This is a genomic window from Cypionkella sp. PAMC25878, from assembly GCF_058135695.1.
On record NZ_CM176871.1, the window covers coordinates 4,294,705 to 4,318,780 of the forward strand.

Consider the following 24,076-nt stretch of genomic DNA (forward strand, 5'->3'; position numbering starts at 1 on the left):
GATGTCGTCCAGACCAGCGCATATTGTTATCGTCGAAGACGAGCCTGTGACTCGCAGCACTTTGGCGAACTATCTCGGCTCGTTTGGCTACCGGATCTCGGAATGCGACACGGCGGAGAAGGCCGAGAAGATCCTTGCACAGAACACCGCCGATCTGCTGATTGCCGATATCAACTTGCAGGGCAAAGACGGGTTAGAGATTACCCGTGAGCTGCGCGCACGGTCCGAAATCGGCATCATCCTGTTGTCGGGCCGTACCGATGATGTCGATCGCATCGTCGGGCTGGAGCTTGGCGCGGATGATTACGTCTGCAAACCCTTCAATCGGCGCGAGTTGCTGGCGCGGGTGAAAAACCTGTTGCGGCGCACCACCGCGATGCGGGCAATGACGCGGCGGGTGTTCCGCTTCAACGGCTTCAGCTTTGACGTGGCCTCGCGCCAAGTCACCGATGCGGCGGGGCAGCCGATTGTGCTGACGCGGGCGGAATACGAGTTGTTGCGGGTTTTTGTGACCAATCCGGGGGCGGTGATGGACCGTGATCGGCTGATCATGGCGATCACCCACCGGCAAGACGGCACGAACACCCGCACGATAGATGTGTTGGTGCAACGCTTGCGGGCAAAATTTGGCGATGACCCCAAAGCCCCGCGTATCTTCACCACCTCGCATGGCGAGGGCTATGTGTTCACTGCGCAGCTTGGTTGAGGATGGGGTCAAGCACCGCCAGAGCTGTTTCGATGGCCAAACGGCTTTGCTCGGCCAAAGGGGGCAACTGTTGAAGGTAAGTCTCAAGCTGGGTGGACGGGCCAAGCTTGGCCGAACCCTCGATCTGATCCAAATGCGCCGCCAAAACCGGCAGGTCAAAATTGCCCGTAGCCCCCTTCAGATTATGGGCTGCCTGCGCCAAAGCTGTCCTATCGCGGGCCGCTGCGGCGGCGTCGATGGCCAGCAGCGCGTTTTGCAAGCCTTCCAGAAACATACGCGCCAGTCCGCAGGCACGCTCTGCCCCCATATCGGACGCCAGATCGAACAGGACATGCCTTTGTGGAACGACTTCAAGCAGTGCTGCTGACAGCGCGTTGAACGACAAAGGCTTCGGCAAGATCGCTGACATTCCGGCCCGCAGATTTTCCAACCGATCCGCCTCCTGCACATGCGCCGAAACCCCGATGATCGGCAGGCCCGCAATCCGCGCATCCGCCATCGCCCGGATCATCCGCGTCGCGTCGGTGCCAGAAAGACCCGGCAAGTTTACATCCATCAGGATCACATCAAACCGAGTAACATCCAGCACCGCTAACGCGGCTTCGGCGATTCCAACCACATGCACCTGATGCCCCATGTCCTCCAGATAGGTCTGAATAACCATCTGATTGATATTGTTATCCTCCACCACCAGAGCGTGCAGTTTTCGGGCATCGGGCAAAGCCGGAGTATCCACCACATCGCGCGGCAAATCCGCAGCATTGCCGGGGCGGAAGCCTGCAACCAGCGTAAACTTCGTGCCTTCCCCGCTGGCGCTTTGCACCGTCAGTGTCGCCCCCATCGCGTCGGCAAAGCGCCGGCAAATCGCAAGCCCCAAGCCCGTGCCGCCATAATGCCGCGCGGTCTGCGCATCCTCCTGCTCGAACACGCCAAAAATCCGCTCTTGCGAGGCTTCTGCAATGCCTTTCCCGGTATCACTGACGGCAAAGGTCAAGATAAAGCCGCCCGTGTCTTCCTGCGATGTAACGCTTAAACCAACTTCGCCCTGCTCGGTAAACTTCACCGCGTTGGAAACCAGATTGAACAAGATTTGCCGCAGTTTCCCCATATCGCCCACCACCGCTGCCGGCAAAGCGGTAAGCGCGTTCAACCGGAGCAGCAGCCCTTTCTCTTGCGCACTGGGCCGCATCACCACCGCAATGTCGCGCAACAAATCCCCCGGCGAGAAAGTCACTTCCGCCAAGGTCGCGGCCCCGGCTTCAATCTTGGAATAATCCAGAATGTCGTTCAAAATCACCATCAAGCCCTCGCCCGAGGCATGGGCCGCGCGCAACTGGCCCTGCTGACGTGGCGATAGCGCATCCCGCCCCAGACTGCGCAGCATCCCCAATACGCCATTCATCGGGGTGCGGATTTCATGGCTCATCATCGCAAGAAATTCTGACTTGGCGCGGTCGGCGGCCTCGGCCCGGTGGCGCGCTTCGGCATGGGCGCTGACCTCGCCGCGCAACTGCTTGGTCTGCTCTGCCACCAAAAGTTGCAACTCAAGCCGGTGGCGGCGCAGTTCGGCCAGATTCTGATCGCGTTCGGCTTCCAGCGCATGGTTCTCAATGCCTTGCAGACGAAACACCTCAACGGCCGCTTCCATTTCCGCGATTTCATCGGTGCCGTGTGGGGTGATGCGCCCGACTTCTTCGCCATCGGCAAGGCGGGTCATGGTGGCGGAAAGCGTATCCAGACGGCGGGTGATATTGCCGCGCACATAGATCCAGACCACGGCCAAAGAAATCAACAAGGCCGCAACCGAGCCCCAGACGTAAAGCTGCTGCGTGGTGCGGATCGCGGCACTTGCCCCCGCCCCCGCCAAAACCGCCCGCCCGGTGATCTGATCGGCAAGCGCCTGCGCCTCGCGCTCCAGTCGCACCGCCGCCTCTCGCACGTCGCTTTGCGCCACATCGATCAGGCGGTTCAGATCGAGGATACCTTTGGTCAGGCTGAACATGTCGGCGGCATCCGGCGGTGGGGTGGAGCTTGGCCGGATCATCTGCAACAGCGTCAACGCCTGCTCGGCCCGGATCGGATCATTCACCGCCAGAATACGGCGCGTCACAATTTCAATGCGGGCCTGAAGCTCGGCTTGCACCTGCGCAAGCTCTGCCAGGCTTTGCACCGTGGCGATCCGGTTCAGCAACAGCCCCACCTCGCCAATATACGAGCGCATCTCGGTCATCAGACCTTGGCGAAACAAATCGACCTCGATCAGTTTGTCCAACGTTTCTAGGCGCGTCGTGCTGTCGGGGCCGCCGTTATCGGGATCATACAGGCTAGAGATCACCGCCGAGGTGCCCATCTGCGCGTTCGCCACCAGCGTATCGGCGATTTCCAGCAACTCTGTGGTGGCATTCAGCCCGGCTTGCAGTCGCGCCTTCTGCGCCGCAATCGCGATGATACGGTCCTGCACCAGACGGTCGAGCCGCTCGATCCCGCCTCGCACATCGGCCTCGGCTTGCTCCAGGCCCGCCGGGACCGCGTCCCCCGTGCTTTCATAGCGCGCAACCCTGCGTTTCAGCGCATCGGCTTGGGCAAAAAGATAGCCCGCACGTTCCCTTCGCGCGGCCTCGGTGGTGACGGCGGCAAGCTCGGGTGCGACCACGACGATACGGCTGATTTCCTCGGTAAAGCCACGCACTTCGGAAATCGCCGGGATGGTGTCCTTGATCACATTGGTTTGGTTGCGCGCCACCTTTTGCAACTCGATCCAGCCCAACACCCCGGTCAGAGTCGGCAAGCCCGCGATGACCAAAAAGGCCATGAGCAACATATGCCCCAAACTCACGCGCGATGGGCTGGACTTGTGCAGCATCTTCCGTAACCTTACCCGGGATCTGGCACCAGATTACAGGGGATGGAAGCAAAGGCATGAGATTTTTGCGACATGTCCTGTTTGCGGGCATCGCTGCCCTCGCAATCCAACCTGCACGCGCCGAATCTTGGCAACTGGAAGTGCCAATGGTGCCGTTTGACGATGACAGCCCAACGCAGCCGCTGCTCTACCATCCGCTTGATCACGCAGCCAAACCGTGGCGGCTTTGCGTGCTGTATCCGCATCTGAAAGATGCTTATTGGCTGAGCGTCAACTATGGCATGGTCGAAGAAGCCAACAGGCTTGGCGTTTCCTTCGATCTTTACGAGGCGGGGGGCTATCCAAACCTCGCGCGCCAGATCGAACAGGTGAAAGCTTGTGGCAAGCGCAATATGGATGCGCTGATCCTTGGGCCGGTCTCTTATAACGGCCTGTCCCCGGCTGTTCTGGACATTGCGAAACAGATGCCCGTCATCGCTGCGGTGAACGACATGGACGATGCAGGCATCTCTGCCAAATCCAGCGTGCCATGGCGGGAAATGGGCGCGGCGGCGGGGCGCGCCATCGCCCAACGGCATCCCAAAGGCAGCCCTGCGGCCAAGTTGGCATGGTTCCCCGGCCCCAAAGGTGCGGGCTGGGTGCATTTCGTGGAACAGGGGTTTCTCGAAGCCCTTGCCGACAGTTCGGCGCAGATCGTTGCCATTCGCTACGGCGATACCGGGATCGAGCAACAGGTGCTTTTGGTTGAAGACGTGCTCGACCGCGTGCCCGAGGTGAATTACCTCGTCGGTAGTGGCCCGATGGCCGAGGCTGCCGTCTCGATCCTGCGCGCGCGCAATTTGACTGGCCGGATCGGCATCGTCTCAACCTATGTCAGCCACGGCGTCTATCGCGGGATCAAACGCGGGCGTATTCTGGCAGCCCCTACTGATTTCGCCGTGCTGCAAGGCCGCTTTGCGATCGAACTTGCCGTGCGGGCCATCGAAGGCAATCTGACGATCCGCCATGCGGGGCCACGAATTGTCACCCTGACACTTGAAAACATCGACGAGATCGGCACACAGGAATCCCTCGCCCCGGCCTCGTTCGTTCCGGTGTTCAAAGTATCGAACTGACCCAGCCGACCGCATGCAACACCGATTATCCCAACGTGGAATTCGAGCGATGAACTAACATGGCGTCGCCGCTACAGCGACTTGTCGGCAAACGATCGTCAGCTTCTGGCCGAAAATCTTCTTCAGCGACCACATGCGTGCGCAGATCGGCGCAAAGCGGAGCAGTGCCAGATCACTTTTTTCGCAAATATGACGAAGACACATATCCCTTCAGGCCGCGGGCCTGTTCTAACGCGACCTTGCACCAGCGGGTGCCGCCGATAAGCTGACAGCTGTCGATGCGCACCACGGCTCCGTTTGGCAAGCCTACGATGACATTGTAGCCAGTTCCGGGGCCCGCGCGCATCTTCAGCATGTCATCACCCTTGACGTCAAAAACCTCGTATCGGTCACGCCAACCCGCTGCCGCAGGTTCAGCGCTCAATCCCGCAGACAACGCCAACGCCGCCAGTGCAATAAGAACCGTTCTGCGCATTCTGATCTCCCTTTCCGTAAGTCACATAACAGTTTAGCCTGCTGCGCTGCCGAAAGGAACGGCTAGAAGACTGCAGACTGTGGCTTTGCCAGATGCCCGCGCTGCGGTAGTCAATCTGGGCGGTGGCCTGCGTCAGAGCCTTGATTTAGCCACCGAAGCTGATCGGGGTCTGACGGCCAAAGGTATCGATCTGCGACAAGCGGGCGGTAGCGCTGAAATACAGGGTGATCTGCGCCGACATGGTCAGATCGTAACGCCACGTTTGCAAGTTGTACACGCTTGGCACGAGTTTGGCGTCGGATAGTCTGTATGGACGCGGATCAGGATCGCCGCCCACCGGTCAGGGTCGGGATATCGCCGATGCCCGGAAGCAGCGATTTGCGGCGGTCGATGGATAAAAGCGCTGCGCCTATAATCCGGCGTTCGGGCAGGACGGGCAGCGATCTGGGAGAACCGTTAGATCTGTGAACGACGTCGCGAAGCTGAGCGCTGGGAGACAGGATAATCCTGTCATACCCCTTTATGCGATGGCTCCGCCGAACCCCGCGCTTTTTGCTGGCCACGCGCAACGCATAAGTGTGTCTCCCGGCCCGCTTTCCGCCACGGTCAGTTCACCGCCATGTGCGGCCATGATGATGCGGCAGATCGACAATCCCATCCCCATGCCCTTGGGCTTGGTGGTGAAGAATGTGTCGAACATCCGACTTTGGTTTTCAGTAGAGATGCCTGGACCGCTGTCACCTACCGTCAGTACAATCTGCTGGCCTTGCTCGGCCAGCGCGACCGCCAACACGCGACCTGCACCGGGAACCAGGTGCATCGCCTCGACGGCATTCAGCACAAGGTTCAGCACGACCTGGTGCAACTGGACGCGGTCGCCCAGGACGGCGGGCAGACCGATGCGAATGTCGGACTTCAGCACCACTGACCCAGCCGTCAATTCACCCGCCGCCAGAAGCAGGATGTTTTGCGTCACCTCTGCCAGATCGACGGTGGACCGGTCGCCGCTGCGATCAGCAAACATCGAACGCACCGTCGAGATGACCTCTGCGGCGCGGTGGCCATCGGCGGCGATACGGCTCAGCTCGGTTCGCGCTTCGGCGATGTTCGGCGATGCACGATCAAGCCAGCGTTGGGCCGCACTGGCGTTGGCGACGATGGCGGCGAGGGGCTGATTGACCTCGTGCGCGATGGTGGCGGTCATCTCGCCCATGCTGGTCATCCGGTTGGCCGCGCCAGTTCGACGATCGCCACGCGCGCCTTTTTGCTCGGCGAAGCGCCGCTGGTGAAACTGCACGATCAGTGTGAACAGCAGCAGCGTTTGAAAGAGGATCATACCGCCTGCGGTCAACACCTCCGCCCGGTACTGCTCGAACAAGGTGGGGGTATGAAACAGGACAACCGTGCCAGCCGGCAGCTTGTTTTCAGGCAGCCCCCAACGTTGCATTGCCCTTTCATCGACCCGGAACTTTGGCGCGGTGGTCAGGTGCGGTGGCAAGTCATCTCATCGGCATCTGTGCCGTGTAGGATTTGCAGAACCAGGTGTTTGATCCCACGGTTTGATGGTGCGATCCTTTCTCAGGCATGGAAGGAAGCAACATGGGACAGGTTCGTCACGGAAGCACCACGATCCCGTTGCCCGGTAGGTGAATGCATGCATTCGCCGAGAGGCGCACGCCGTCAGAGCCGCAATACAGCGATCACAAGCTTCGCTCGCGCAGTTGAGGCGCGAGCTGGGCATCAACCCCAAGACGGTGGCGAAATGGCGCAAGCGCGCGACGGTCGAGGATATGAAGACCGGGCCGTCGGAGCCGCGGTCCACCGTTCTGACAGAGGCCGAAGAGGCGATGGTCGTCGCGTTTCGGCGCCATACGCTGCTGCCGTTGGATGACTGCCTCTATGCATTGCAACCGCCGATCCCGCACCTGACCCGTTCGGCGCGGCACCGGTGTCTGCAACGGCACGGCATCTCCCGCCCGCCTGATGTCGAGGGCGAGAAGCCCAAACGCCAGAAGCTCAAGCGCTACCCGATCCATTGGCCGACAGGCGATGCTTGCATCGCCGAGAGGCGGGTTCTTCCACATCCGCTGCCCGGCAGTGGTTTGCCTGCAAACCACGAGAGGGGACATCGCTGAGATGCAGACCGCTGAAGGCAAGCTCTCGCTCTTCGTCGGCATCGACCGGACAGCCAAGTTCGCCGTCGCGCAACGCGTTGCAACGGCTGACAGACGCACCGCCTGGGAGTTCCTGCAACACATGCTTGAGGCCGTGCCCTATCAGGTTCAGACCATTCTCCCCGATCGAGCCATTGGAAGCGCCACGGGTTCAAGCCCAATGGCGAGGGGCATCCCGTTCGCCGAGCAGCCACGGAACCGGAACACGATCTATTCCCGGCCAATGCGCTTCGACATGATCTGCGAGGCCAACGGCATCAAGCCCCGATTGACGAAACCCAACCACCCATGGACGAACGGCCAAGTCGAGCGAATGCTTCTCGGTGTTTGACGGCAAACACCTGTCAGCCAACCGAACCGCACGATCAAGGACGCGACAGTAAAGCGCTTCCACTACGACAGCTACGATCAGCTGCGCACGCACCTTGCCGACTTCCTGGCCGCCTACAACTTCGCCCGAAGGCACAAGACGCTGAACGGCCTCACGCCCTACGCATACATCTGCAAAATCTGGACATCAGAGCCAGATCGATTCATCCTAAACCCGATCCACCGGATGCCGGGACTGAACACTTAGCTTACCGTCATTGATTGCAGCGCATTGGTCCCGACTGGCGATTCGCAATCGTGGGATCACCGGCATACATCGAACGGCGCTTTGCTCCGGTTACGCCGGAGGATTTCACAAACCACAACTGTATCATGCTGCGCCTGACTACCTCTGGCGGGATTTATGCCTGAGAACTGAATTGGGGACACCGCGAAATCAACGCGCGGGTCGAGGGCCAGCTCACCTTCAATAGCATCGTGCCCGCGCTAAATGCGGCGGTAGACGGGCTGGGGCTTGCCCACGTGCCAGAGGACCTCGCGCGGCCCTATCTTGTAGATGGTCGCCTTATCGAGGTTTTGACGGTCCGGCGCGATGGCGAGGAACAGGCGGTCACTTAGGGCAATTATGGTGCTGTTGGTGCCTTCCAGCCCAAAGCTGACGGTTGGCCTCGATAGTGTTGCGAGGCGTTGCCCTCCAAAGCTGCCACTCGAAAAATGGTGCCGCATTTCGCGGTCAGGCGGGGATGTGGCGCCTATAGGACGGGAGTGCCTTGCGGCAGAGACAGCTCAGCGGCGCAGGTTTCCTCGGACGACTTCGCTTGCCGGACCACCAAGCGATGAAACGGTGGCCGCGACCTCGGGCCTCATCCAATTGACTCGCTTGCCCCGGTGCGTTAAATGGCGCGCAAGGTGCCGGGCACCTGCCGCCTGCGGACGCAAGTCACGGTGAAGCCCGGATCACGACGACATCTCACCCTCGAAGCATTTCGCGTGGTGGGCAATGCAGGCTCCCATCCATATTGAAATGCCTCATCAGAGGAGTGAGCGATGTCTGTCCGGCACGCTGTCCCACAGGACAATCCGTTTCTGACCGCCCCCATCGGGCGGCTGTTTTTATCGAACGCCCTTCCCATGGCCGTGGTCATGTCGATGGGTGGCATTCTGAACGTGGTCGATGGCGTCTTCGTCGGACGCTTCATCGGGGCCGAGGCGCTGGCGGCCGTCAGCCTTGCCTTTCCGGCGGTGTTGCTGATGTCTGCGCTGGCGACACTGGCGGGCGGCGGCATGTCAAGCTTGCTGGCGCGATCTCTGGGCGCGGGGGATCGCATCGCGGCGGCCCGGGTCTTTGCCGGGGCGCATGGGTTGGCGTTGTTGATTGCGGCCCTTCTGGTGGTGCTTTGGGCGGTCTTCGGTCGGGCGCTGCTTATCGAGCTGGCCGCAGGTAATGCGCAGGTCGCCGAGACGACGTGGACCTACCTGTCCATTCTGATCTGGGCAGCGCCAGTTCAGCTCATCCTTGGCTTGCACGCGGACGCCCTTCGGGTCGAGGGCCGTGCTGGCGCGGTTGCCGCGCTTTCAGTCTTGGTGAACCTGGTCAACATCGGTGCGAATTGGCTGGGGATCGTCATCCTTGGCCTCGGGATTGCAGGCTCCGCCCTGGGGACGGTGGCGGCGCAGGTCCTTGGCCTCGCGCTGGTTCTTGGCCTGCGATCTCGCGGACGTGGGCTGTTGCCGCTTGGGATCCTGCGGCAAGAACGCTGGGATGCAAACTGGATCCAGATCATCACCCTCGGCTTGCCCCTATGTCTGAGTTTCCTCGGAATCGCTTTGGTCGCCAGCGTAGCGATGCTGGCGCTGCGGCATCACGCGGCAGAGTATGACAGGCTGATCGCGGCCTATGGTGGGGTAACACGGCTTCTGAGTCTGGCCTTTCTGCCGCAGTTGGCGATTGCATTGGCTTTGCAAGGCATCGCGGGCCAGAACGCCGGGGCCGGGCGGGACGACCGGGCCATGGCGGCGCTGCGGCTGGCAATGGCTGCAGCCTTCTTGTGGTGTGTTGTGGTGGCGCTGACCGGGTTCTTCGCGGGACACGTGGTCGGCGGCTGGTTCAGCAGCGATCCGCAGGTGGCCATCGCGATTGTCGCAATGCTTCGGCCCATGCTGGCGCTTTACGTATTCGCTGGCCCGATCCTTGTGCTGGCCATGTATTTCCAGGCGCTCGGTCAACCTGGACGGACGGCCGCGCTGACCCTGGTGAAGCCTTGGTTGCTGATGCCCATGATGATCCTTGGACTTTCCGCCGTTTTGGGGGTGAAAGGCATCTGGCTGGCCTTTCCCATGGCGGACGGGGTTGTTCTGCTCATTGCGCTGGTCATCGGACGGGGCATTCTGCTGACTGGGAAAGCGTCTGGTATGGAGGATGCGGCATGACCATCGATGAGGCAAAAGCGCAGGCAAAAGCCCTGCGCGCAGCTCTTCAGGCCCAAGGCAACGCCGTCAGCCATGCCCAGGCGCTGGAGCTGATTGCCCGCCAGCACGGCGCCAAAGACTGGAACACGCTGCATGCCAGATTGGCGCTGCGCAATGCGCCACCGGAACTTGCGCTTGGCGACCGGGTGCGTGGCCACTACCTCGGTCAGGCTTTTTCTGGCCGGGTGGTTGGTCTGTCGGGCCCGTCCACCCATCGGCAAATCGAAATCCGCTTCGACCACCCGGTCGATGTGGTGCGGTTCGAAAGTTTCTCAAACGTGCGCAACCAGATCCGGTCTGTGATCGACGAAAACGGCCGCTCGCATCGCCAGACGTCGGACGGCGTGCCGCAGCTGATCGTCGGGAGAGAGGGCGGGTGAAAAGGAATGATGAGTTCTGCTCCGCAGCCCAAACTAGGTGTCCAGGCCCCTAATTTCCGGCAAATCGACAACGGACAGTGCATGTTCGCATAGGATGCCAGTCGGTGCCTCTTCCCAGGTCATGGCAGGATCGAACCAGCCTTACGCCGATTGCAGGCAATCGCCTACCGGCCAATGGATCGTCAGCGAGCCGCGGCGCTTGAGCGCTTCGTTGTCGCTCAGCCAGTTCTGGGTCTTGTAGGCGGGGTGTGGGTCAGCTCATGCCGCCCAGCTACCACGCTGGATTCATCAGATGAATCCCTCAGGGGATTTGTGCAACAGAGCCATGCTTTAGTTCTCCGAGATCCACCGGATGCCGATTTTAATCGGACGAGATGTCGGCCAGCTTCAGGCGAGATCTGCTCGTTTCGCCTGAAGCTGGTCAGAGGATGAAGCCTGATCCATCAGCGCATCGCGATCGAAGATCGAGCGGGCTTGCCGGCGACGGGAAGATCACGCTTCAGCAGATGCCGGGATGGTGCTTTTAGCCGCCACTTGCGCCCGAAGGACGGCAACGATTTCTGCGGCCGTTGCCAATTCTGCAAAGAGCATCGCCATATTCATCAGGGTAGCTTTCTGCTCTGCGGCTGTGAGGGTTGCGGTGGCGTCAGAGGCGAAGATCACGTCATAGCCCAACTGCATCGCATCGCGTGCGGTCGATTCGCAGCAGCAGTTTGTCATCGTTCCCGTGATGATAAGCGTCTTGATCCCGCGCGCCCTAAGGGCTGCGTCAAGATCACAGGTGCCATGGGTGAACGCGCTGTAGCGGGTCTTGTCTGCCACCAGATCGGCCTTGCCCACGTCAAGCCCTGCCCAGAGTTCAAGATCCGGCGAGCCCGGCGAGAAAGCCTCCATCTGGGCGGCGGCACGGTTGCCGTCCAGAAAGCGGTTGTAGAATACGTTCCAATAGGCGGGTTCATCCTTCAAAAAGGCAAAGCGCGTGAATGCCACCAAGCCGCCTGCGGCGCGCAGCGCCTTAGAGATGGCGTTGACCGCTGGCACGATCCCCCGGGCATCAGGCACTTCAAGCAGGGCCCCCTCGCGCATGAAACCCGCTTGCAAATCAATGACCACATGCGCAGTGGTCGCTGGATCAAGCCGATCCATCAACCGGGTGGTGCCGCGTGTCGCTTGAATGCGAGACACTATATCAAGGTCGAAGTTATAGTTCTGCATCGAAGGCTCCATTGGCTGCGAAGAAGGTGGGACGGCAAGAAAAACGCTGCTCATATTCTGTGCCCGCCCTCGTCAGAGGTCGAGAGCAATATGCCCGTTTGGCCGGGAGCAACACAGAAGCACCTGACCATCAGCGGGCCAATCAAGTGGTTCGGTGGCATAATCGACTTCACCCGCGAGCAAACGGCAGGCGCAATTCCCGCAAACACCGGCCCGACAGCTGAACTCTGGCTCAAGCCCCTGTGCTTCGGCAAAATCGAGCAGGCTGGTAAAGCTGTCGCTCCAAGCCACCTTCAGGCCCGACCGGGTGAATTCGATGGTTTTCCCGCGTGCATCACTTTTGGTGGCTGGGGTTTCGGCAACGGGTGGGTTGAGCGCGGCTTGTCCGAACACCTCTCGGCGGATCGCGGCTTTTGCGACGCCAAGGCTCTGCAAAGCGGTCTCTATCGCGGTCATGAAACCGGGCGGGCCGCAAAGATAGACGTGATAATCGTCAAGCGGCAGCAGACGGCGCAGCACATTCCGGTCAACGAAGCCAAGATGATGGCAATGGCCGGATCGGATATCTTCCTCGGTGCCCGTCGCATAGGCGTTGAATACGCGCACCCAAGGGCGGTTCGCGGCGAGGATTTGAACCTCATCGGCAAACGAATGTTCGCTGCGGTCATTGCAGGCATGGATGAAATAGACCTCGCGCCCGGCTTCCTGCGCCAAGGCGTGCAGCATCGAGATGGCCGGGGTGACCCCGATCCCACCAGTGATCAGCACGACCGGGTTTGGCGCGGCTTCCAGAACGAAACTGCCACGCGGCGCGGCGGTGCGCAGCACGGTTCCGATCTGGGCCTGTTGGTGCAGGAAGCGAGAGCCGCCAAGGCCGTTCGGCTCTAACTTTACGCTGATCCGATAGCTGTCGGTCGCATCTTCGGCAGAAGACAGCGTGTAGGTCGCAATATTGCGACTGTGAAGACCCAGCCGCAGCGGCAAATGTTGTCCGGCCCGGAACGGTGCCAATGGCTCGCCCGTAGTGGCGCGCAGCACAAAGGACACGACATTGCGGCTTTCCTGGACGCGGTCGGCGACCACAAGGTTCAAGTCGTTGCGTCCTGCGTTCTGTGCTGGCGCGGATGTGGTCATGTCAACTCCTCTGGATGAGAGCTGCAGCGGCGGGAAACGCCCGCCTGAGCTGGCCCTGTCTGCGCGGCGGGCCTTCGTATGCCACAGTTGCGCGCGCAATCTTCTGTATCCGCAGGGGATGGACCAACAGATGTCGGCCCACCCCCTGCCGCGTTCAGTCGTGGAAAACATAGGCGCCATTGCCGGGTGCCGAGGCATCTTCGGTGCGCTCACGCTCCAGCATTTCGGCAATGCGCTTGCGGTAGACCATTGGTCCGCGATCAATAGCGATGCGGATCGGGCGGCGTTTTTTCGGTCGCTGTTCTTCGGCGTGAACCGCCTCAAGGATTTCCTTGTCCTCAGAGAAGGCGATCTCAAACATCCGGTCGATCTTGACCGAGGCTTCTTCGGTATCAATGGCTGTGTTGCGCAGGTGCATCCAGCGGTCAATCGTGTAGTTTTCATCCACCGGGGTCAGGAAGTGCAGGGCGAAAACGCGGTTGCCACGATCGCGTTCATCCTCTGCAATCTCCAGCCCGGCATCCGCCGAGCCGAAATCAATGTAGGCGGTGCAGGGTAGGTGGAGGTAATAGTAATGCCAGCGATCGACATTGCCGGTAAAGCCGCCAAACGCCTTGAAAAAGCCGATCGGTTCAGAGTTGCGAATCCAGCGCCACGCGACGATGGCATCGCCATCGGTCGAGATATGGACCGGAACATTTTCTGAGGCCGAGTTGCCCAACGTTGTCGGATGGACAAAACTGACATGGGCCGGATCGACAAGGTTTTCCGCCACGTTCAGATAGTTCGACTTGATATGCAACGCGCCGCCGTGGTGCATATGCCAAGCCGCGTCGTCGAATTGGGGAAGGCTGAAGATCGTGGCCGGATCCGCGCGCTCTTTGTCGCCCATCCAGATCCAGACGATGCCGTGACGCTCTTCCACAGGATAGGCGTCGACATAAGCGGCAGTCGGCACCTTGTCTTGCCCCGGGACGCGCACGCATTTGCCGTCGGCATCAAACGTAAGCCCATGGTAGCCACATTGCACAGCGTCGCCGATCCGCTTGCCCTTGTGCAAAGGCAGAAGGCGGTGCGGGCAACGGTCTGCCAGTGCCGCGATACGTCCGTCGGTGCGGCGGAAAAGCAGAACGGGATCTTCCAGGATTACAAAACGACGCAGTTGTTCGTCGACTTCCGTTGACCAGGCGGCAACGTACCATGCGTTGCGGACAAGTGTCGTCATATGCTTTTCCTCCGGGTTTGTCGGTTGCCGACACCATATATTTAGTAGGCGAAATACTATAGTTAGTGAACGAAGTATTTTCTTGATTGTTGATTCGGTCAACAAAAATCGCGTTCGTGCAACAGTTGAACGCGGAAAATGGTGAAGAATGCGCGGCGAGACATCGGCTCAGATTGCATCCCACTTTTCTGCAGCTGTTGTTTTGCGCGCAGGCGCCGTGACGTATTGTGCCTACCCTCTTGCTGCGCACAGCCGGGCTTTGCATCGCCATTCCATGCCGCCCGTGTCAGCGTGCGGCGGGAAGACTGCTTAATTCTTCGCGTTTGTCGCTGACCGTTGCCCAGACATCATGATCGGCCGGAGGCGCGCCTTTGCTGTTAATGTTCGGCCATATCTCGGCGAAACGCCGGTTGATCGCCAGCCAATACTCGATGTTGGCTTCCGTATCCGGTTTGATCGCATCCACCGGGCATTCCGGCTCGCACACGGCGCAATCGATGCATTCATCCGGGTGGATGACGAGCATATTTTCGCCTTCATAAAAGCAGTCGACGGGGCAGACCTCAACGCAGTCTTGATATTTGCAGCGGATGCAGGCCTCTGCGACAACATATGTCATCTTGAATGATCCCTCTTCGTGGAAGTGCAGCGCCGATAAAAATCGGCATGTAGAAGCAAGCCATCAGGTCATGGTCTGACCCGATGATTTGTACGATGGGTGTGCCCTTAGGCCGGGCTGTTAGCGGGATTTCGACAGATTCAGGATGCGCCCGAACAAACCGCGCGGCGCAAGAATGACCACGAAGATGAACATCAGGCCCATCGCCAACAGCCAGTATTGCCCCAGCTTGTCCGACAGCAGGTTTTCGACCCAGCGCACAAATATGGCACCAACAAAGGCCGCAAGCAAAACCTCGCGCCCCCCGACAGCGACCCAAATCAGCACTTCGGTCGAAAGACCAAAACCGACAAGCGGAGGCGACACGAAGCCGAACTGCGCCGTAAACAAGGCCCCCGCCAGCCCGGAAATCATCCCCGCCAACGAAAAGGCGAACAGTTTTGCGACTGTTACATCAAAGCCAAAGTAGCGCGTCCGGTTTTCGTTGCTGCGGATCGCCGCAAGTAGCGTTCCAAATGACGATCGGCTGATTAGAAGCAGCAGCAGATAGACGGCCATGACGATTGCAAGCACGAGGAAGTAAGTCTCGTTCGAGCTAAGGAACATGTCGTCGCGTGTGTAGGGCGCTACGAGTGGCGGCACGCCAAGCAAGCCATTGAAACCGCCAATGAAATCCCAGCGTTGGGCGGCAACTTCGGCCACAACGGCGGCGCAGAGGGTCACGATTCCAAGATGCGCGCCGGACAGTCCGCGCCCGCCCAGCATGAAAAGTGCCAAGCCGAAGGCCCCGACTCCGCCCCCGACAGCACCCAGGATGATACCCGTCCACTGGCTTTCTCCCAGCAGTGGCAGCTTGCCCAAGGTGATCAGCGCCATCAGATAAGCGCCGATGCCGAAGAAGATCGCCTGACCGAAACAAAGAATACCGGCTTGCCCCCAGATGAACGCCAGACTGAGCGCAAAGAGCCCATAGGTCAAAAATTGCGCGAGTTGGCTGATGCGCCAGTCGTCAAGGGCCAAAGGCGCAAGTAGCAACAAGACCCAGATGCCGATGGTCAAGAACAGTGGCAAGCGGCGAGTCATTAACGGAATCCCTTCGACAAGCCATTCGGAAACAGCCGGATGACGACAATGGCGATGACGAAGACGCAAATCTGGGCGGTGGCTTGCGCCATACCGCTTGAAAGCGTGGTGGAGGCGCCGCCGATGATCCCGGCCCCGATCACGGCACCGAGCAACGAATTCAGGCCCCCGACAAGCACGGCAAGGAAGGCGGGGATCAGAAAGCCGACACCCATCTGGGGATCAACGCTCATGATCGGAGCCATCACAGCGCCAGCTATGCCGGCCAGTGCTGCGCCAACCGCGAAGGTGCCGCGATCCATCAAGCGGGTGTTCACGCCCAATGATCCGGCCATGCCACGATTGGCAATGACGGACCGGATCTGAAGCCCGATCGAGGTGCGAAACAACACCAGATAGACGGTGGCAGCCAGAAATGCCGACACTGCCATAATCACCAGCCGATAGGCGGGATAATCTATGCCCAGCACCGAGACCGATCCCGGCAGCGGGTTTGTGAGGCTGATCGCGGCTGGCCCGAACACAATAATGATCAGTTGCTTGATGGCAATTGACAAGCCCCAGGTCGCAAGGATCGTGTCGATTGGCCTGCCATAGACATGCCGTATCACCAATTCCTCAATCAGCAACCCGGCGAGCCCCACCACAAGCATGGCCAGTAGAACGCCGGCCCAGAATGGCAACCCGGCCGACTGCGCCGCCACCAAAGTATAGGCCCCCAGCAGAAAGAGTTCGCCATGCGCCATGTTGATCACGTTCATCATGCCATACACGATCACGAGGCCAAGCGTGACCAGAAGCAGCGTCAGTACGAAGCTGAGAGCATCGAGGCCGATTGTTAATACGAGTTCCATTCGCGCTCCTTTGGGTCAAACGGTCAGATAGCGGTTGATGAGATCGGCGTCGGTCTGAAGGCGCGCAATGTCATCCACCCGCTCGACGATCGTGCCGTTCTCCATGAACAATGCGTGATGCGCGAGCAGGTTCACCAGATCGAGGTTCTGCTCGACCAGCAGGATCGTCAGGCCATGGGTGTCGGCGTACCGCCGCAGCGTGGTGCCGATGTCGTGCACAATCGAAGGCTGAATCCCTTCAGAGGGCTCGTCGAGGATCAGAAGGTCCGGCTTGCCAAGCAAGGCACGCATGATAGCAAGCTGCTGCTGCTGCCCGCCTGACATGGTGCCTGCCCGTTGGTCGCGACGCTCTGCCAGGATGGGGAAAAGCTCATAGGCGAGGTCAGGGACGGTCGATCCGAGCCCCGGCTTGCCCAGCACGCCCATGCGCAGATTTTCCTCGACCGTAAAATCACTGAAAATATCCCGGCCTTGCGGTACATAGCCAATCCCGGCGCGTGCGATGCGATAGGGCGGCTTACCTGCTATGTCGGCACCTGCAAAGCGGATGGAGCCTGCCGTGGGTTTAAGATGGCCGGTCAGGGTGCGCATCAGGGTGGTCTTTCCCATCCCGTTGCGGCCCAGAATGGCAACCGACTCGCCCTTGCCAATTTTCATCGACAGGCCATCGAGAACCTGGCTTCCTTTAAGGTATCCAGCGTGCAAACCATTGATTTCAAGCATCATGCCGCCCGCCCGAGATAACATTCGATCACGCGTGGATCGTGGCGCACTTCGTCATAGCTGCCATCGGCAATAACAGTGCCGCGCGCCATGACCGTGACCGGGCAATCGAGCTCGCGCACAAAGTTCATATCGTGTTCGATGACCAGCACCGTTTTGCCGAGTTCCGACGTCAGTTTGCGGATCAGCGCTGCAATGGCCGAGGTTTCCCCCTTTGACATCCCGGCGGTCGGTTCATCCAGCAGCAGAAGGTCGGCATCGGTGGCCAGAAGCATCATCACTTCCAGCTTTTGCTTTTCGCCATGCGACAATTCGGCAGCAGTCACATGCCCCTTCTGGGACAGGCCTGCAAAGCCCATCAGTTCTGCAATCCGGGCGCGGTCAGGGCGCTGACGAAGCAAGGACCACACGCCGGGATGACGGTTCGCCGCCGCCAGCGGAAGTGCGATATTTTCTATCACAGAAAGCTCGGGATAGATCCCCGGCACCTGAAATTTGCGCGAGATGCCGAGCCGCGCGATCGCTGCTGGGCTTTTTCCGCTGATCATTGCGCCTTGGAAGCTCACGGTTCCTGAGGTCGGGCGCAGCGCGCCTGTCAGGACGTTGAACAAGGTTGTTTTTCCACAGCCGTTGGGACCAAGAATGCAGCGCAACTCTCCGGCCCGCAGCGACAGATTAAGGCCGTCCAAGGCCACGATGCCGCCAAAGCGCATCGTGACCTCTTTGACCTCAAGGATTTGAGGGGTAGTTTCCATGCAAACCGCTCAGGAGCACTGGCTGGGTGCAATGATGCGCCCAAGATCTTTCAGCACTTCCATCTTACCGCCGCGTGCTTCGAAAATAAGGATGTTGAGGTCGGCATGCCGATCTGCGGACCTGAGCTGCACCTCGCCGTTGCCAGACATCATCGGCATGTCGAGCATCGCCGCAGAGAAAGCATCGGTCTGGTCAGAATCTGCCTTCTTCAGGCCTTCGACGAGGAAGCGCGTCGCGGTATAGTGGGCGTCCACCGTATTTGAAACGATTGCGGCGTCGCCATAACGGGCCTTGACCTTGGCGACAAATTCCTTGGCTTCTGGTTTGTCGAGCGTGGCGATGAAGTTTGCGGTGCCGACGATGCCTTCTGCTTCCTCCACCGACAGGCCCGACAGATAGTTTTCGCTGAAACCAAAGAAGATGATCCGCACTTTGCCCTTAAGTGCCGATGCCGCGAACTGCTTAACGAACGTGACGGCATCACCACCAACGATGGTCAGCACCACCGTATCGGCCCCCGAACTCTCGATCTTGCGCAGCGTCGGCGTGTAGTCTTTGGAACCCCATGCCCCATATTCTTCGCCTGTGATTGTCGCACCGGCTTTTTCCGCTTCGGCGCGGAAAGCCGCATTCATCTTTTGTGGCCAGATGTAGTCGCTGCCAAGCAAATAGAACGCCTTGCCAACATTCTCGACAGCGTATGGCACAAGCGGGGTGACCGAATGTTGCGGAAGTGCGCTGTAGCAGGTGATATATTGGCTGCAAACGCCGCCTTCATAGTCCGTTGCATAGATCAACGGGGTCTTGAAACGCTCATAGGTCGACCGGATGGCATCGCGCTCGGCGCTGGTGACCGGGCCGATCACGGCCGCGACCTTTTGCGCGCGGATGAGCTCGTTGGACTTTTCGACGGCGGTTTTAGGGTCGGTTTTGGTGTCAGCACGGATGATTTCAAACATCCGCCCGCCAAGAATGCCGCCTGCGGCATTGGCTTCGAGCAACGCCATTTCGATGCCCTGCGCGCCTTGCTCGCCCAGCAGTTCGAGGCCGCCGGAGAACGGCTGCAGCACGCCGATGCGGATCGGCTCTGCCGCACGCAAAATTGTCGGCATCCCTAAAGATGCCAAAGCGACGCCGCCAAGGCCGACTTTGAGCAGGCTGCGGCGGGTCGTGGAACCTATCAGTTTTTGATCCGTTTTCATTTTCTCACCCTGTTGTGGTTTTTGTTTATTTAGAAACTGTTGCCGTCCTGAACGGGCAGAGGTTTACATGTGCAAATGCTTTCCACGATACTGCGGGCATCACTGACGACCCCGAAGTGGGTCGAGATATCGTGGAGTGTCGAGGCTTGCTCACGAGGACCGGTCGCCGCGCAGCAGTCTTGGGGCACGATTACGGTGTAGCCGTGAAAGAATGCGTCATGGACCGTCGAGCGCACACAAATGTTGGTAACGACACCCATGACAATGACGGTATCCACCATCATATCACGCAGCGTTACGTCGAGGTCCGTATTGAAGAACCCGGAATAGCGACGCTTTATAACCGCGATGTCCGAAGGAGATTGATCAAGCTCTGGAATGACCTGCACGCCGGGCGTGCCCTCAATACAGTGAGGCATCCTCTTCAGAAATTCGCGGTCTCTTCTGGCCTGTGGGCGATGTGCATCGACGATAAATACAATAACGGCACCAGCATTGCGCAGCGCCCGGATCACCTCGTTTTGCGGCCCAACGAGTGCCTCATAACCGGGCAGCACCATTGCTCCGCCGGGAAGGCAAAAGTCAGCAAGCATATCGACGACGAGAACAGCCGTGGATGTCGGCTTGATAGCGATTTCCGAAGCCGTTTCCTGGTAGGCAGAGAAGTGAACCATACTACACTCCAAAGCTATTCTATGATGGAATCAGGCTATTGCTTAGTGTACTAAGTGTCAACGCCGCGGTTATCATATGCGCAGGAAAGACGTATAAAAAATGCAGAAAATCGAACCCGTAGAAATCAACGACAGTTTTTGGCAACAGGACGGCAGTAAAAACGAGTCGACTGAGATAATCGGACAAGATTACGATCTGCACGCGCAGATTGGGTATCGGCTTCGCGTTGCGAATCAGATCGCGGTTGAGATTTTTTCTGAAGTTCTTGGGGCGCAGATCGGGTCATCAAAAGTGACCACCGGGCAGTTTGCTGTCCTTTCTGCTCTGTGGGTTCGCCCCGGGATGGCGCAGTCTGAATTGGCACTGCAGACGGCCATGGATATGCCGACGCTTAACGGTGTCTTAAAACGACTGACAAGCCGCAAGCTGGTTGATGTGGCGGTGGCAGAAGATGACAAACGGTTCCGGGTGATCAGCCTTACGCCAGAAGGCAAGACATTGGCCGAAAACCTGCGGTCGCAGGCGCATCTGGTTTCCGAACAGGTTCTTGCGCCGCTTAGTGTGCCAGACCGCGAACATCTGCTTGATCTGCTTGACCGATTGATCTTGGCGCATCGGTCCGACTGATGTCGCGGCAAGCTGACAAGTTGCACTTAGCCTTTAGCCACAGATACGCTGCGAGCTGCGCACAAAAGGCCATCCAATATGAACGTTCGACCGGATCAGAAATGTGACAGGTCAAGATAATGAATGACTTCTCCAGCGATTCGGCGTCCGATTACGTCCTTGAAGATCAGATCGGGTTCAAGCTGCGCCTCGCCCATCAAAAGCACGCCGAAACCTTTGCGCTGACTCTTCCCGACGTGACGCCGACGCAGTTTTCTTTGCTCTGGAAACTGCACGAATGCGGGTCGGTGTCGCAGAACGAACTTGGCAGGCAGGTGGCGAGCGATGCCGCAACCGTCAAGGGAGTTATTGACCGTCTGAAAAAGCGGAGCTTCGTCCAGACACATCCATCAAAGACAGATCTCAGGCGCCTAGATGTTTCGCTTACCGAGGAAGGATCCGCTTTTCTGGTTTCTGCCATAGTCAGCGCCCGCAATATCTCGAAGTTGACAACGCGGCGGCTGAGCAAACGCGAAGAGCAGCAATTACTGTCCTTGTTGGACAAACTCATCGAATAAAGCCTCCCCGCACGGGCGGGGAGGCTTTATTCAGCGAAGGCCGTCTTTGCCTTCGACCTGATCATGCGTCAATCCACCAACCCGGGCGAGAGGGCGGCCGCTGTCGGTGACCGCGACGGCGACCATAATTTCGCCCGCGCGCGGCGCATCGTTCAAGCGCACTTCGATGCCGTCGAAATGGCTTCTGACATAGGCCGCATCCTTGTGTCCGAGCGGCACGTCAAGCACTTGGCCAACGCTGCCCATCTTCTTCGAAGACGGAACAAGGGCGGCACCTTTGCCGACGGCAACCCGCAATGGTGCGCCAAGTTTGGGGTGCAGGATTGCGGCTGCATGTTCCAACTCACCCGCTTCGCCAACCATTGCCGCCTTGCCATAGCTCTGCGCGTCATCCGGCGCGATGCCCAGCGCCGCCACGCAGCGCGCGCCCAGCAAGCCGCCAAGCTCGGCCCCGATATCCATCAAGACAGAGAGATCCTCGACAAACCGTCCGGCGAACGGATTGGCAATGACCGCAACCGCCACTGCCTTGCGGGTGGGATGGGCAAGTTGCTGCCCCATCTCACGCTGGGTTTCTTCGACCCATACAGCGATCTTCCTGATTTCGCACTTCATCGCAGACCATCCTCGCCGATGATCTCGGCGGTGGTAAAACCGCCAGACCGACTGTGCACGCGCGGTCCTGTCGTCATAACGAGGGCGACAAGTATTTCATTCGCCCGCGGCCCGTCGGAAAGCCCGATCTCCATAGAGTCGAAATGGCTGCGCACATACGAGGCATGAATATGTGTGATCGGAATGTCGAGCCGCGCCCCGACGCCGCCCACTTTTTTGGTCGAGGCAACGATGGCCTTGGCACCGCCAAGGGCCTCACGCATCGCATAGCCGCCCGGCGCATGCCAAAGCGCGCCATGTTCAAGCTCGCCGCCCGCGCCGACGATGGCGCCTTTGCCATAGCCTTCGATCTTGCTGGCATCGCCGCCAAGTACGGCCAGAAGCCGGTTGGCGAGCTCTAGGCCCAGCGGCTTCAAGTCTTCCATGAAAGGCTGAATCTCTTCGACATAGCGACCGGCAAAGGGATTTTCGATGACCGCCATCGCCGCGCCGCGCAACAAGGGAACGCTGGCCAGCGGTCCGCCCTCATGTCTGATTTCCTCGACCACAGTTGCGATCTTCCGAATGCGTACTTCAGGCAAGTTCAGCCTCCTTCACAGATGATATCAAACAAAATTCGTTCTGCCCGACCGCCACGTTCCGTCGCCGCAAGAACAGCGCGGCGCCGGGTGTCATCCGGCCTCGTCTTTGTCGCCAAGCCGATGCCAGCGAAAATTCTGCGCATCATGGGGATGCTGTGCAGACGGATCGTGCCGCACCCGGCGCAAGCCATTTCGCGGCACGTCTTCGATCGGGATGATCTGCGAAACATGTCCGCCCATCTCGGCGTAATCTTGGCGTAACAGCGTAAACTCGATAGGGGCAACCAACGCTGGCGTCGGCACATATCCGAACGAGTTTTCCGGCATGTCCAGCACATCAACCATGACGGTGATCCCGCCGCCCGGCCAAATGTAGGTTTCGGCGCCGCCGCAAGTGACATGCGTCAAGGCCTCCTTGACCGATCGCGTCAGCCGCACCGGATTCTCGGTTACGCCCGCCCGCAGAGAGCCACCAGCGCCGCCCATGAACAGCACCGAGCAGACCGAGGGTTCGCAATTTTCCGCAATCCGCTCTGCCGTCGCCTGAATAGCCGCGGGGGCCTCTGCCGGACGCGGCACCAGCGTGTCGTCAAGTTCGTAATAGGCCCACTGCTCTCCGGTGGTCGAGACCATCAAAAGCCGCAGGCCCGGCCATGCAACCTTTGGATCGAAGGGATTGAGGATTTCTAGCGCGTCCTTGATGCTGGTGCCGCCCCAGCCATCGCCCGAGTCCGCCACCTGAAAGTAGCGTCCGGGAGTAGAGCGCCGGCCCTTCAACCGAATGCCCGTTGGACGGACATCCAGCAATTTCCCGGCCTGATGCTCTGAAAGCACCCCGGTGATATGGTCGTCGACCACAACGACCTCGTCGACAAGATCCGCCCATTGTTTGGCAAAGATCCCAATCGTTGCAGAGCCGCAACCGACACGCATCAGCCGCTCGGGCACGCCGTTGATGATTGGCGGCTTGCCCGCCTGCACCACGATGGTGACGCCATCGTCGATGGACAAATCAACGGCCGCACGATTGCACAACCGCAAAAGAGCGTCACAGGTGACACGGCCTTCTTTCTTCGATCCGCCGGTCAGGTGGTCCACGCCGCCCAGCGACAACATCCGCGAGCCATATTCCCCGGTCATAACATGCCCGATCGGTTCGCCGTCGACGCGGATAACGGCGCACTCGTCGCCGATATGGCGGTCGGTGTCGATTTTCACCTTCACGCCGCAATAGCTGAAAATCCCTTCCGTCACGACGGTGATCATGTCCGCACCCTGCACGGACTGACTGACGATGAAGGGGGCGGGTTTATAATCGGGATAGGTCGTGCCCGCACCAACTGCGGTCAGGAACGTCCGGTCGCCGCGGATGATGTCGCCGTTCCAGTCCGCCGGATCAGCGTCGGATCCAAGGAAAGCCACTGAGGGCGCACCCGACTGAAGAATGGTGATCGGATCAAGCCGGACCAGCGTGCCAGCATGATTGGCATATCGGTCGCAGGCACCAGCATTGCCATCGGCGATGTAACACATGACCGGACATGCGTCACAGCGGATCTTGCTGGAGGGGGCGGCGGCTTCGGCCATGGGATTATACTCGCGCGGGTGGGGTGGATTCAGTCGACGAAGGCACGTTCGACAACGAAAGTCGCGGGAGCATTGTTGCTGCCCTCGACAAGATCGAAAGCCTCTAGGGTC

The 24,076-nt window shown here is 59.5% G+C and carries 23 protein-coding genes and 1 pseudogene; 7 read left to right on the forward strand and 17 right to left on the reverse strand.

Annotated elements, in window-relative coordinates; all coding sequences use genetic code 11:
- The first annotated feature begins 1 nt into the window (after position 1).
- Entirely contained in the window at positions 2–706 is a 705-nt protein-coding gene (locus ACS5RD_RS21220) for a response regulator (RefSeq protein ID WP_489929020.1), read from the forward strand.
- Here ACS5RD_RS21220 and ACS5RD_RS21225 read toward each other — a convergent pair.
- Positions 687–3,518, reverse strand: a complete 2,832-nt coding sequence (locus tag ACS5RD_RS21225) for an ATP-binding protein (protein WP_489929021.1) — start codon at positions 3,516–3,518, stop codon at positions 687–689. The two genes, ACS5RD_RS21220 and ACS5RD_RS21225, sit on opposite strands and share 20 nt — an antisense overlap.
- Positions 3,519–3,625: 107 nt before the next feature.
- On the opposite strand from ACS5RD_RS21225, the gene torT reads away from it, so the two are divergent.
- Positions 3,626–4,684, forward strand: a complete 1,059-nt coding sequence (gene torT, locus ACS5RD_RS21230; RefSeq protein ID WP_489929022.1) for a TMAO reductase system periplasmic protein TorT — start codon at positions 3,626–3,628, stop codon at positions 4,682–4,684.
- A gap of 172 nt (positions 4,685–4,856) precedes the next feature.
- Here the strand turns inward: torT and ACS5RD_RS21235 are convergent, their stop codons facing one another.
- The 3 genes from ACS5RD_RS21235 to ACS5RD_RS21245 all read right to left on the reverse strand — a co-directional run bounded on the left by ACS5RD_RS21235 (position 4,857) and on the right by ACS5RD_RS21245 (position 6,657).
- The gene (locus ACS5RD_RS21235) at positions 4,857–5,159 is read right to left on the reverse strand and encodes an SH3 domain-containing protein (protein ID WP_489929023.1); all 303 of its coding nucleotides are present in this window, start codon (positions 5,157–5,159) and stop codon (positions 4,857–4,859) included.
- A 145-nt stretch (positions 5,160–5,304) separates the two neighbouring features.
- Positions 5,305–5,436: a hypothetical protein gene (locus ACS5RD_RS21240; protein ID WP_489929024.1), complete on the reverse strand. Its 132-nt coding sequence runs from the start codon at positions 5,434–5,436 to the stop codon at positions 5,305–5,307.
- A gap of 243 nt (positions 5,437–5,679) precedes the next feature.
- A complete protein-coding gene (locus ACS5RD_RS21245; protein ID WP_489929025.1) occupies positions 5,680–6,657 on the reverse strand; it encodes a sensor histidine kinase in 978 nt (325 codons plus the stop codon).
- A gap of 148 nt (positions 6,658–6,805) precedes the next feature.
- Here ACS5RD_RS21245 and ACS5RD_RS21250 point away from each other — a divergent pair.
- The 3 genes and pseudogenes from ACS5RD_RS21250 to ACS5RD_RS21260 all read left to right on the forward strand — a co-directional run bounded on the left by ACS5RD_RS21250 (position 6,806) and on the right by ACS5RD_RS21260 (position 10,512).
- Positions 6,806–7,910, forward strand: a pseudogene (locus tag ACS5RD_RS21250) (integrase core domain-containing protein).
- Positions 7,911–8,710: 800 nt separating this feature from the next.
- Positions 8,711–10,093 (forward strand): MATE family efflux transporter, encoded by a 1,383-nt coding sequence (locus tag ACS5RD_RS21255; RefSeq protein ID WP_489929026.1) that lies wholly within the window; start codon positions 8,711–8,713, stop codon positions 10,091–10,093.
- Positions 10,090–10,512: a glyoxalase superfamily protein gene (locus tag ACS5RD_RS21260; RefSeq protein WP_489929027.1), complete on the forward strand. Its 423-nt coding sequence runs from the start codon at positions 10,090–10,092 to the stop codon at positions 10,510–10,512. The genes ACS5RD_RS21255 and ACS5RD_RS21260 overlap by 4 nt, the downstream gene beginning before the upstream one ends.
- A 492-nt stretch (positions 10,513–11,004) precedes the next feature.
- Here ACS5RD_RS21260 and ACS5RD_RS21265 read toward each other — a convergent pair whose 3' ends face one another.
- From ACS5RD_RS21265 to ACS5RD_RS21310, 10 genes are all read right to left on the reverse strand, one after another.
- Positions 11,005–11,727 carry a cysteine hydrolase family protein gene (locus ACS5RD_RS21265; RefSeq protein ID WP_489929028.1) on the reverse strand — a complete coding sequence of 241 codons (723 nt, stop codon included), beginning with the start codon at positions 11,725–11,727 and terminating at the stop codon, positions 11,005–11,007.
- 72 nt (positions 11,728–11,799) lie between these two features.
- On the reverse strand, positions 11,800–12,861 hold the full coding sequence (locus tag ACS5RD_RS21270) for a 2Fe-2S iron-sulfur cluster-binding protein (protein ID WP_489929029.1): 1,062 nt from the start codon (positions 12,859–12,861) through the stop codon (positions 11,800–11,802).
- 154 nt (positions 12,862–13,015) lie between these two features.
- Positions 13,016–14,086 (reverse strand): aromatic ring-hydroxylating dioxygenase subunit alpha, encoded by a 1,071-nt coding sequence (locus ACS5RD_RS21275; protein ID WP_489929030.1) that lies wholly within the window; start codon positions 14,084–14,086, stop codon positions 13,016–13,018.
- A 286-nt stretch (positions 14,087–14,372) separates the two neighbouring features.
- Positions 14,373–14,705: a ferredoxin FdxA gene (fdxA, locus tag ACS5RD_RS21280; protein ID WP_489929031.1), complete on the reverse strand. Its 333-nt coding sequence runs from the start codon at positions 14,703–14,705 to the stop codon at positions 14,373–14,375.
- Positions 14,706–14,825: 120 nt separating this feature from the next.
- Positions 14,826–15,788 (reverse strand): branched-chain amino acid ABC transporter permease, encoded by a 963-nt coding sequence (locus ACS5RD_RS21285; RefSeq protein WP_489929032.1) that lies wholly within the window; start codon positions 15,786–15,788, stop codon positions 14,826–14,828.
- Complete coding sequence (locus tag ACS5RD_RS21290) at positions 15,788–16,642, reverse strand: branched-chain amino acid ABC transporter permease (RefSeq protein WP_054008804.1); 855 nt, start codon at positions 16,640–16,642, stop codon at positions 15,788–15,790. The genes ACS5RD_RS21285 and ACS5RD_RS21290 overlap by 1 nt, the downstream gene beginning before the upstream one ends.
- Positions 16,643–16,657: 15 nt before the next feature.
- A complete protein-coding gene (locus tag ACS5RD_RS21295) occupies positions 16,658–17,368 on the reverse strand; it encodes an ABC transporter ATP-binding protein (RefSeq protein WP_489929033.1) in 711 nt (236 codons plus the stop codon).
- On the reverse strand, positions 17,365–18,120 hold the full coding sequence (locus ACS5RD_RS21300; RefSeq protein ID WP_054008803.1) for an ATP-binding cassette domain-containing protein: 756 nt from the start codon (positions 18,118–18,120) through the stop codon (positions 17,365–17,367). The genes ACS5RD_RS21295 and ACS5RD_RS21300 overlap by 4 nt, the downstream gene beginning before the upstream one ends.
- Positions 18,121–18,129: 9 nt before the next feature.
- Complete coding sequence (locus ACS5RD_RS21305; protein WP_489929034.1) at positions 18,130–19,323, reverse strand: substrate-binding protein; 1,194 nt, start codon at positions 19,321–19,323, stop codon at positions 18,130–18,132.
- Between the two features lie 29 nt (positions 19,324–19,352).
- Positions 19,353–19,997, reverse strand: coding sequence for a cysteine hydrolase family protein (locus ACS5RD_RS21310; protein ID WP_489929035.1), 645 nt, complete (start codon positions 19,995–19,997; stop codon positions 19,353–19,355).
- 100 nt (positions 19,998–20,097) lie between these two features.
- Here ACS5RD_RS21310 and ACS5RD_RS21315 point away from each other — a divergent pair, with 100 nt between their 5' ends.
- On the forward strand, positions 20,098–20,625 hold the full coding sequence (locus ACS5RD_RS21315; RefSeq protein WP_489929036.1) for a MarR family winged helix-turn-helix transcriptional regulator: 528 nt from the start codon (positions 20,098–20,100) through the stop codon (positions 20,623–20,625).
- A 119-nt stretch (positions 20,626–20,744) separates the two neighbouring features.
- Complete coding sequence (locus ACS5RD_RS21320; protein ID WP_054008799.1) at positions 20,745–21,182, forward strand: MarR family winged helix-turn-helix transcriptional regulator; 438 nt, start codon at positions 20,745–20,747, stop codon at positions 21,180–21,182.
- 30 nt (positions 21,183–21,212) lie between these two features.
- On the opposite strand, the gene ACS5RD_RS21325 is transcribed toward ACS5RD_RS21320, so the two are convergent.
- The 3 genes from ACS5RD_RS21325 to ACS5RD_RS21335 form a co-directional block, all read right to left on the reverse strand.
- Positions 21,213–21,797 carry an amino acid synthesis family protein gene (locus ACS5RD_RS21325; RefSeq protein ID WP_489929037.1) on the reverse strand — a complete coding sequence of 195 codons (585 nt, stop codon included), beginning with the start codon at positions 21,795–21,797 and terminating at the stop codon, positions 21,213–21,215.
- On the reverse strand, positions 21,794–22,378 hold the full coding sequence (locus ACS5RD_RS21330) for an amino acid synthesis family protein (protein ID WP_054008797.1): 585 nt from the start codon (positions 22,376–22,378) through the stop codon (positions 21,794–21,796). The genes ACS5RD_RS21325 and ACS5RD_RS21330 overlap by 4 nt, the downstream gene beginning before the upstream one ends.
- Positions 22,379–22,468: 90 nt before the next feature.
- The gene (locus tag ACS5RD_RS21335; RefSeq protein ID WP_489929038.1) at positions 22,469–23,965 is read right to left on the reverse strand and encodes a 6-hydroxynicotinate reductase; all 1,497 of its coding nucleotides are present in this window, start codon (positions 23,963–23,965) and stop codon (positions 22,469–22,471) included.
- Positions 23,966–24,076 lie beyond the last annotated feature (111 nt).

Coding starts and splice junctions, on each gene's coding strand:
- ACS5RD_RS21220 (WP_489929020.1), top strand. CDS start 2: ATGTCGTCCAGACCAGCGCATATTGTTATCGTCGAAGACGAGCCTGTG.
- ACS5RD_RS21225 (WP_489929021.1), bottom strand. CDS start 3,518: ATGGCCTTTTTGGTCATCGCGGGCTTGCCGACTCTGACCGGGGTGTTG.
- torT (WP_489929022.1), top strand. CDS start 3,626: ATGAGATTTTTGCGACATGTCCTGTTTGCGGGCATCGCTGCCCTCGCA.
- ACS5RD_RS21235 (WP_489929023.1), bottom strand. CDS start 5,159: ATGCGCAGAACGGTTCTTATTGCACTGGCGGCGTTGGCGTTGTCTGCG.
- ACS5RD_RS21255 (WP_489929026.1), top strand. CDS start 8,711: ATGTCTGTCCGGCACGCTGTCCCACAGGACAATCCGTTTCTGACCGCC.
- ACS5RD_RS21260 (WP_489929027.1), top strand. CDS start 10,090: ATGACCATCGATGAGGCAAAAGCGCAGGCAAAAGCCCTGCGCGCAGCT.
- ACS5RD_RS21265 (WP_489929028.1), bottom strand. CDS start 11,727: ATGCAGAACTATAACTTCGACCTTGATATAGTGTCTCGCATTCAAGCG.
- ACS5RD_RS21270 (WP_489929029.1), bottom strand. CDS start 12,861: ATGACCACATCCGCGCCAGCACAGAACGCAGGACGCAACGACTTGAAC.
- ACS5RD_RS21275 (WP_489929030.1), bottom strand. CDS start 14,086: ATGACGACACTTGTCCGCAACGCATGGTACGTTGCCGCCTGGTCAACG.
- fdxA (WP_489929031.1), bottom strand. CDS start 14,705: ATGACATATGTTGTCGCAGAGGCCTGCATCCGCTGCAAATATCAAGAC.
- ACS5RD_RS21285 (WP_489929032.1), bottom strand. CDS start 15,788: ATGACTCGCCGCTTGCCACTGTTCTTGACCATCGGCATCTGGGTCTTG.
- ACS5RD_RS21290 (WP_054008804.1), bottom strand. CDS start 16,642: ATGGAACTCGTATTAACAATCGGCCTCGATGCTCTCAGCTTCGTACTG.
- ACS5RD_RS21295 (WP_489929033.1), bottom strand. CDS start 17,368: ATGATGCTTGAAATCAATGGTTTGCACGCTGGATACCTTAAAGGAAGC.
- ACS5RD_RS21300 (WP_054008803.1), bottom strand. CDS start 18,120: ATGGAAACTACCCCTCAAATCCTTGAGGTCAAAGAGGTCACGATGCGC.
- ACS5RD_RS21305 (WP_489929034.1), bottom strand. CDS start 19,323: ATGAAAACGGATCAAAAACTGATAGGTTCCACGACCCGCCGCAGCCTG.
- ACS5RD_RS21310 (WP_489929035.1), bottom strand. CDS start 19,997: ATGGTTCACTTCTCTGCCTACCAGGAAACGGCTTCGGAAATCGCTATC.
- ACS5RD_RS21315 (WP_489929036.1), top strand. CDS start 20,098: ATGCAGAAAATCGAACCCGTAGAAATCAACGACAGTTTTTGGCAACAG.
- ACS5RD_RS21320 (WP_054008799.1), top strand. CDS start 20,745: ATGAATGACTTCTCCAGCGATTCGGCGTCCGATTACGTCCTTGAAGAT.
- ACS5RD_RS21325 (WP_489929037.1), bottom strand. CDS start 21,797: ATGAAGTGCGAAATCAGGAAGATCGCTGTATGGGTCGAAGAAACCCAG.
- ACS5RD_RS21335 (WP_489929038.1), bottom strand. CDS start 23,965: ATGGCCGAAGCCGCCGCCCCCTCCAGCAAGATCCGCTGTGACGCATGT.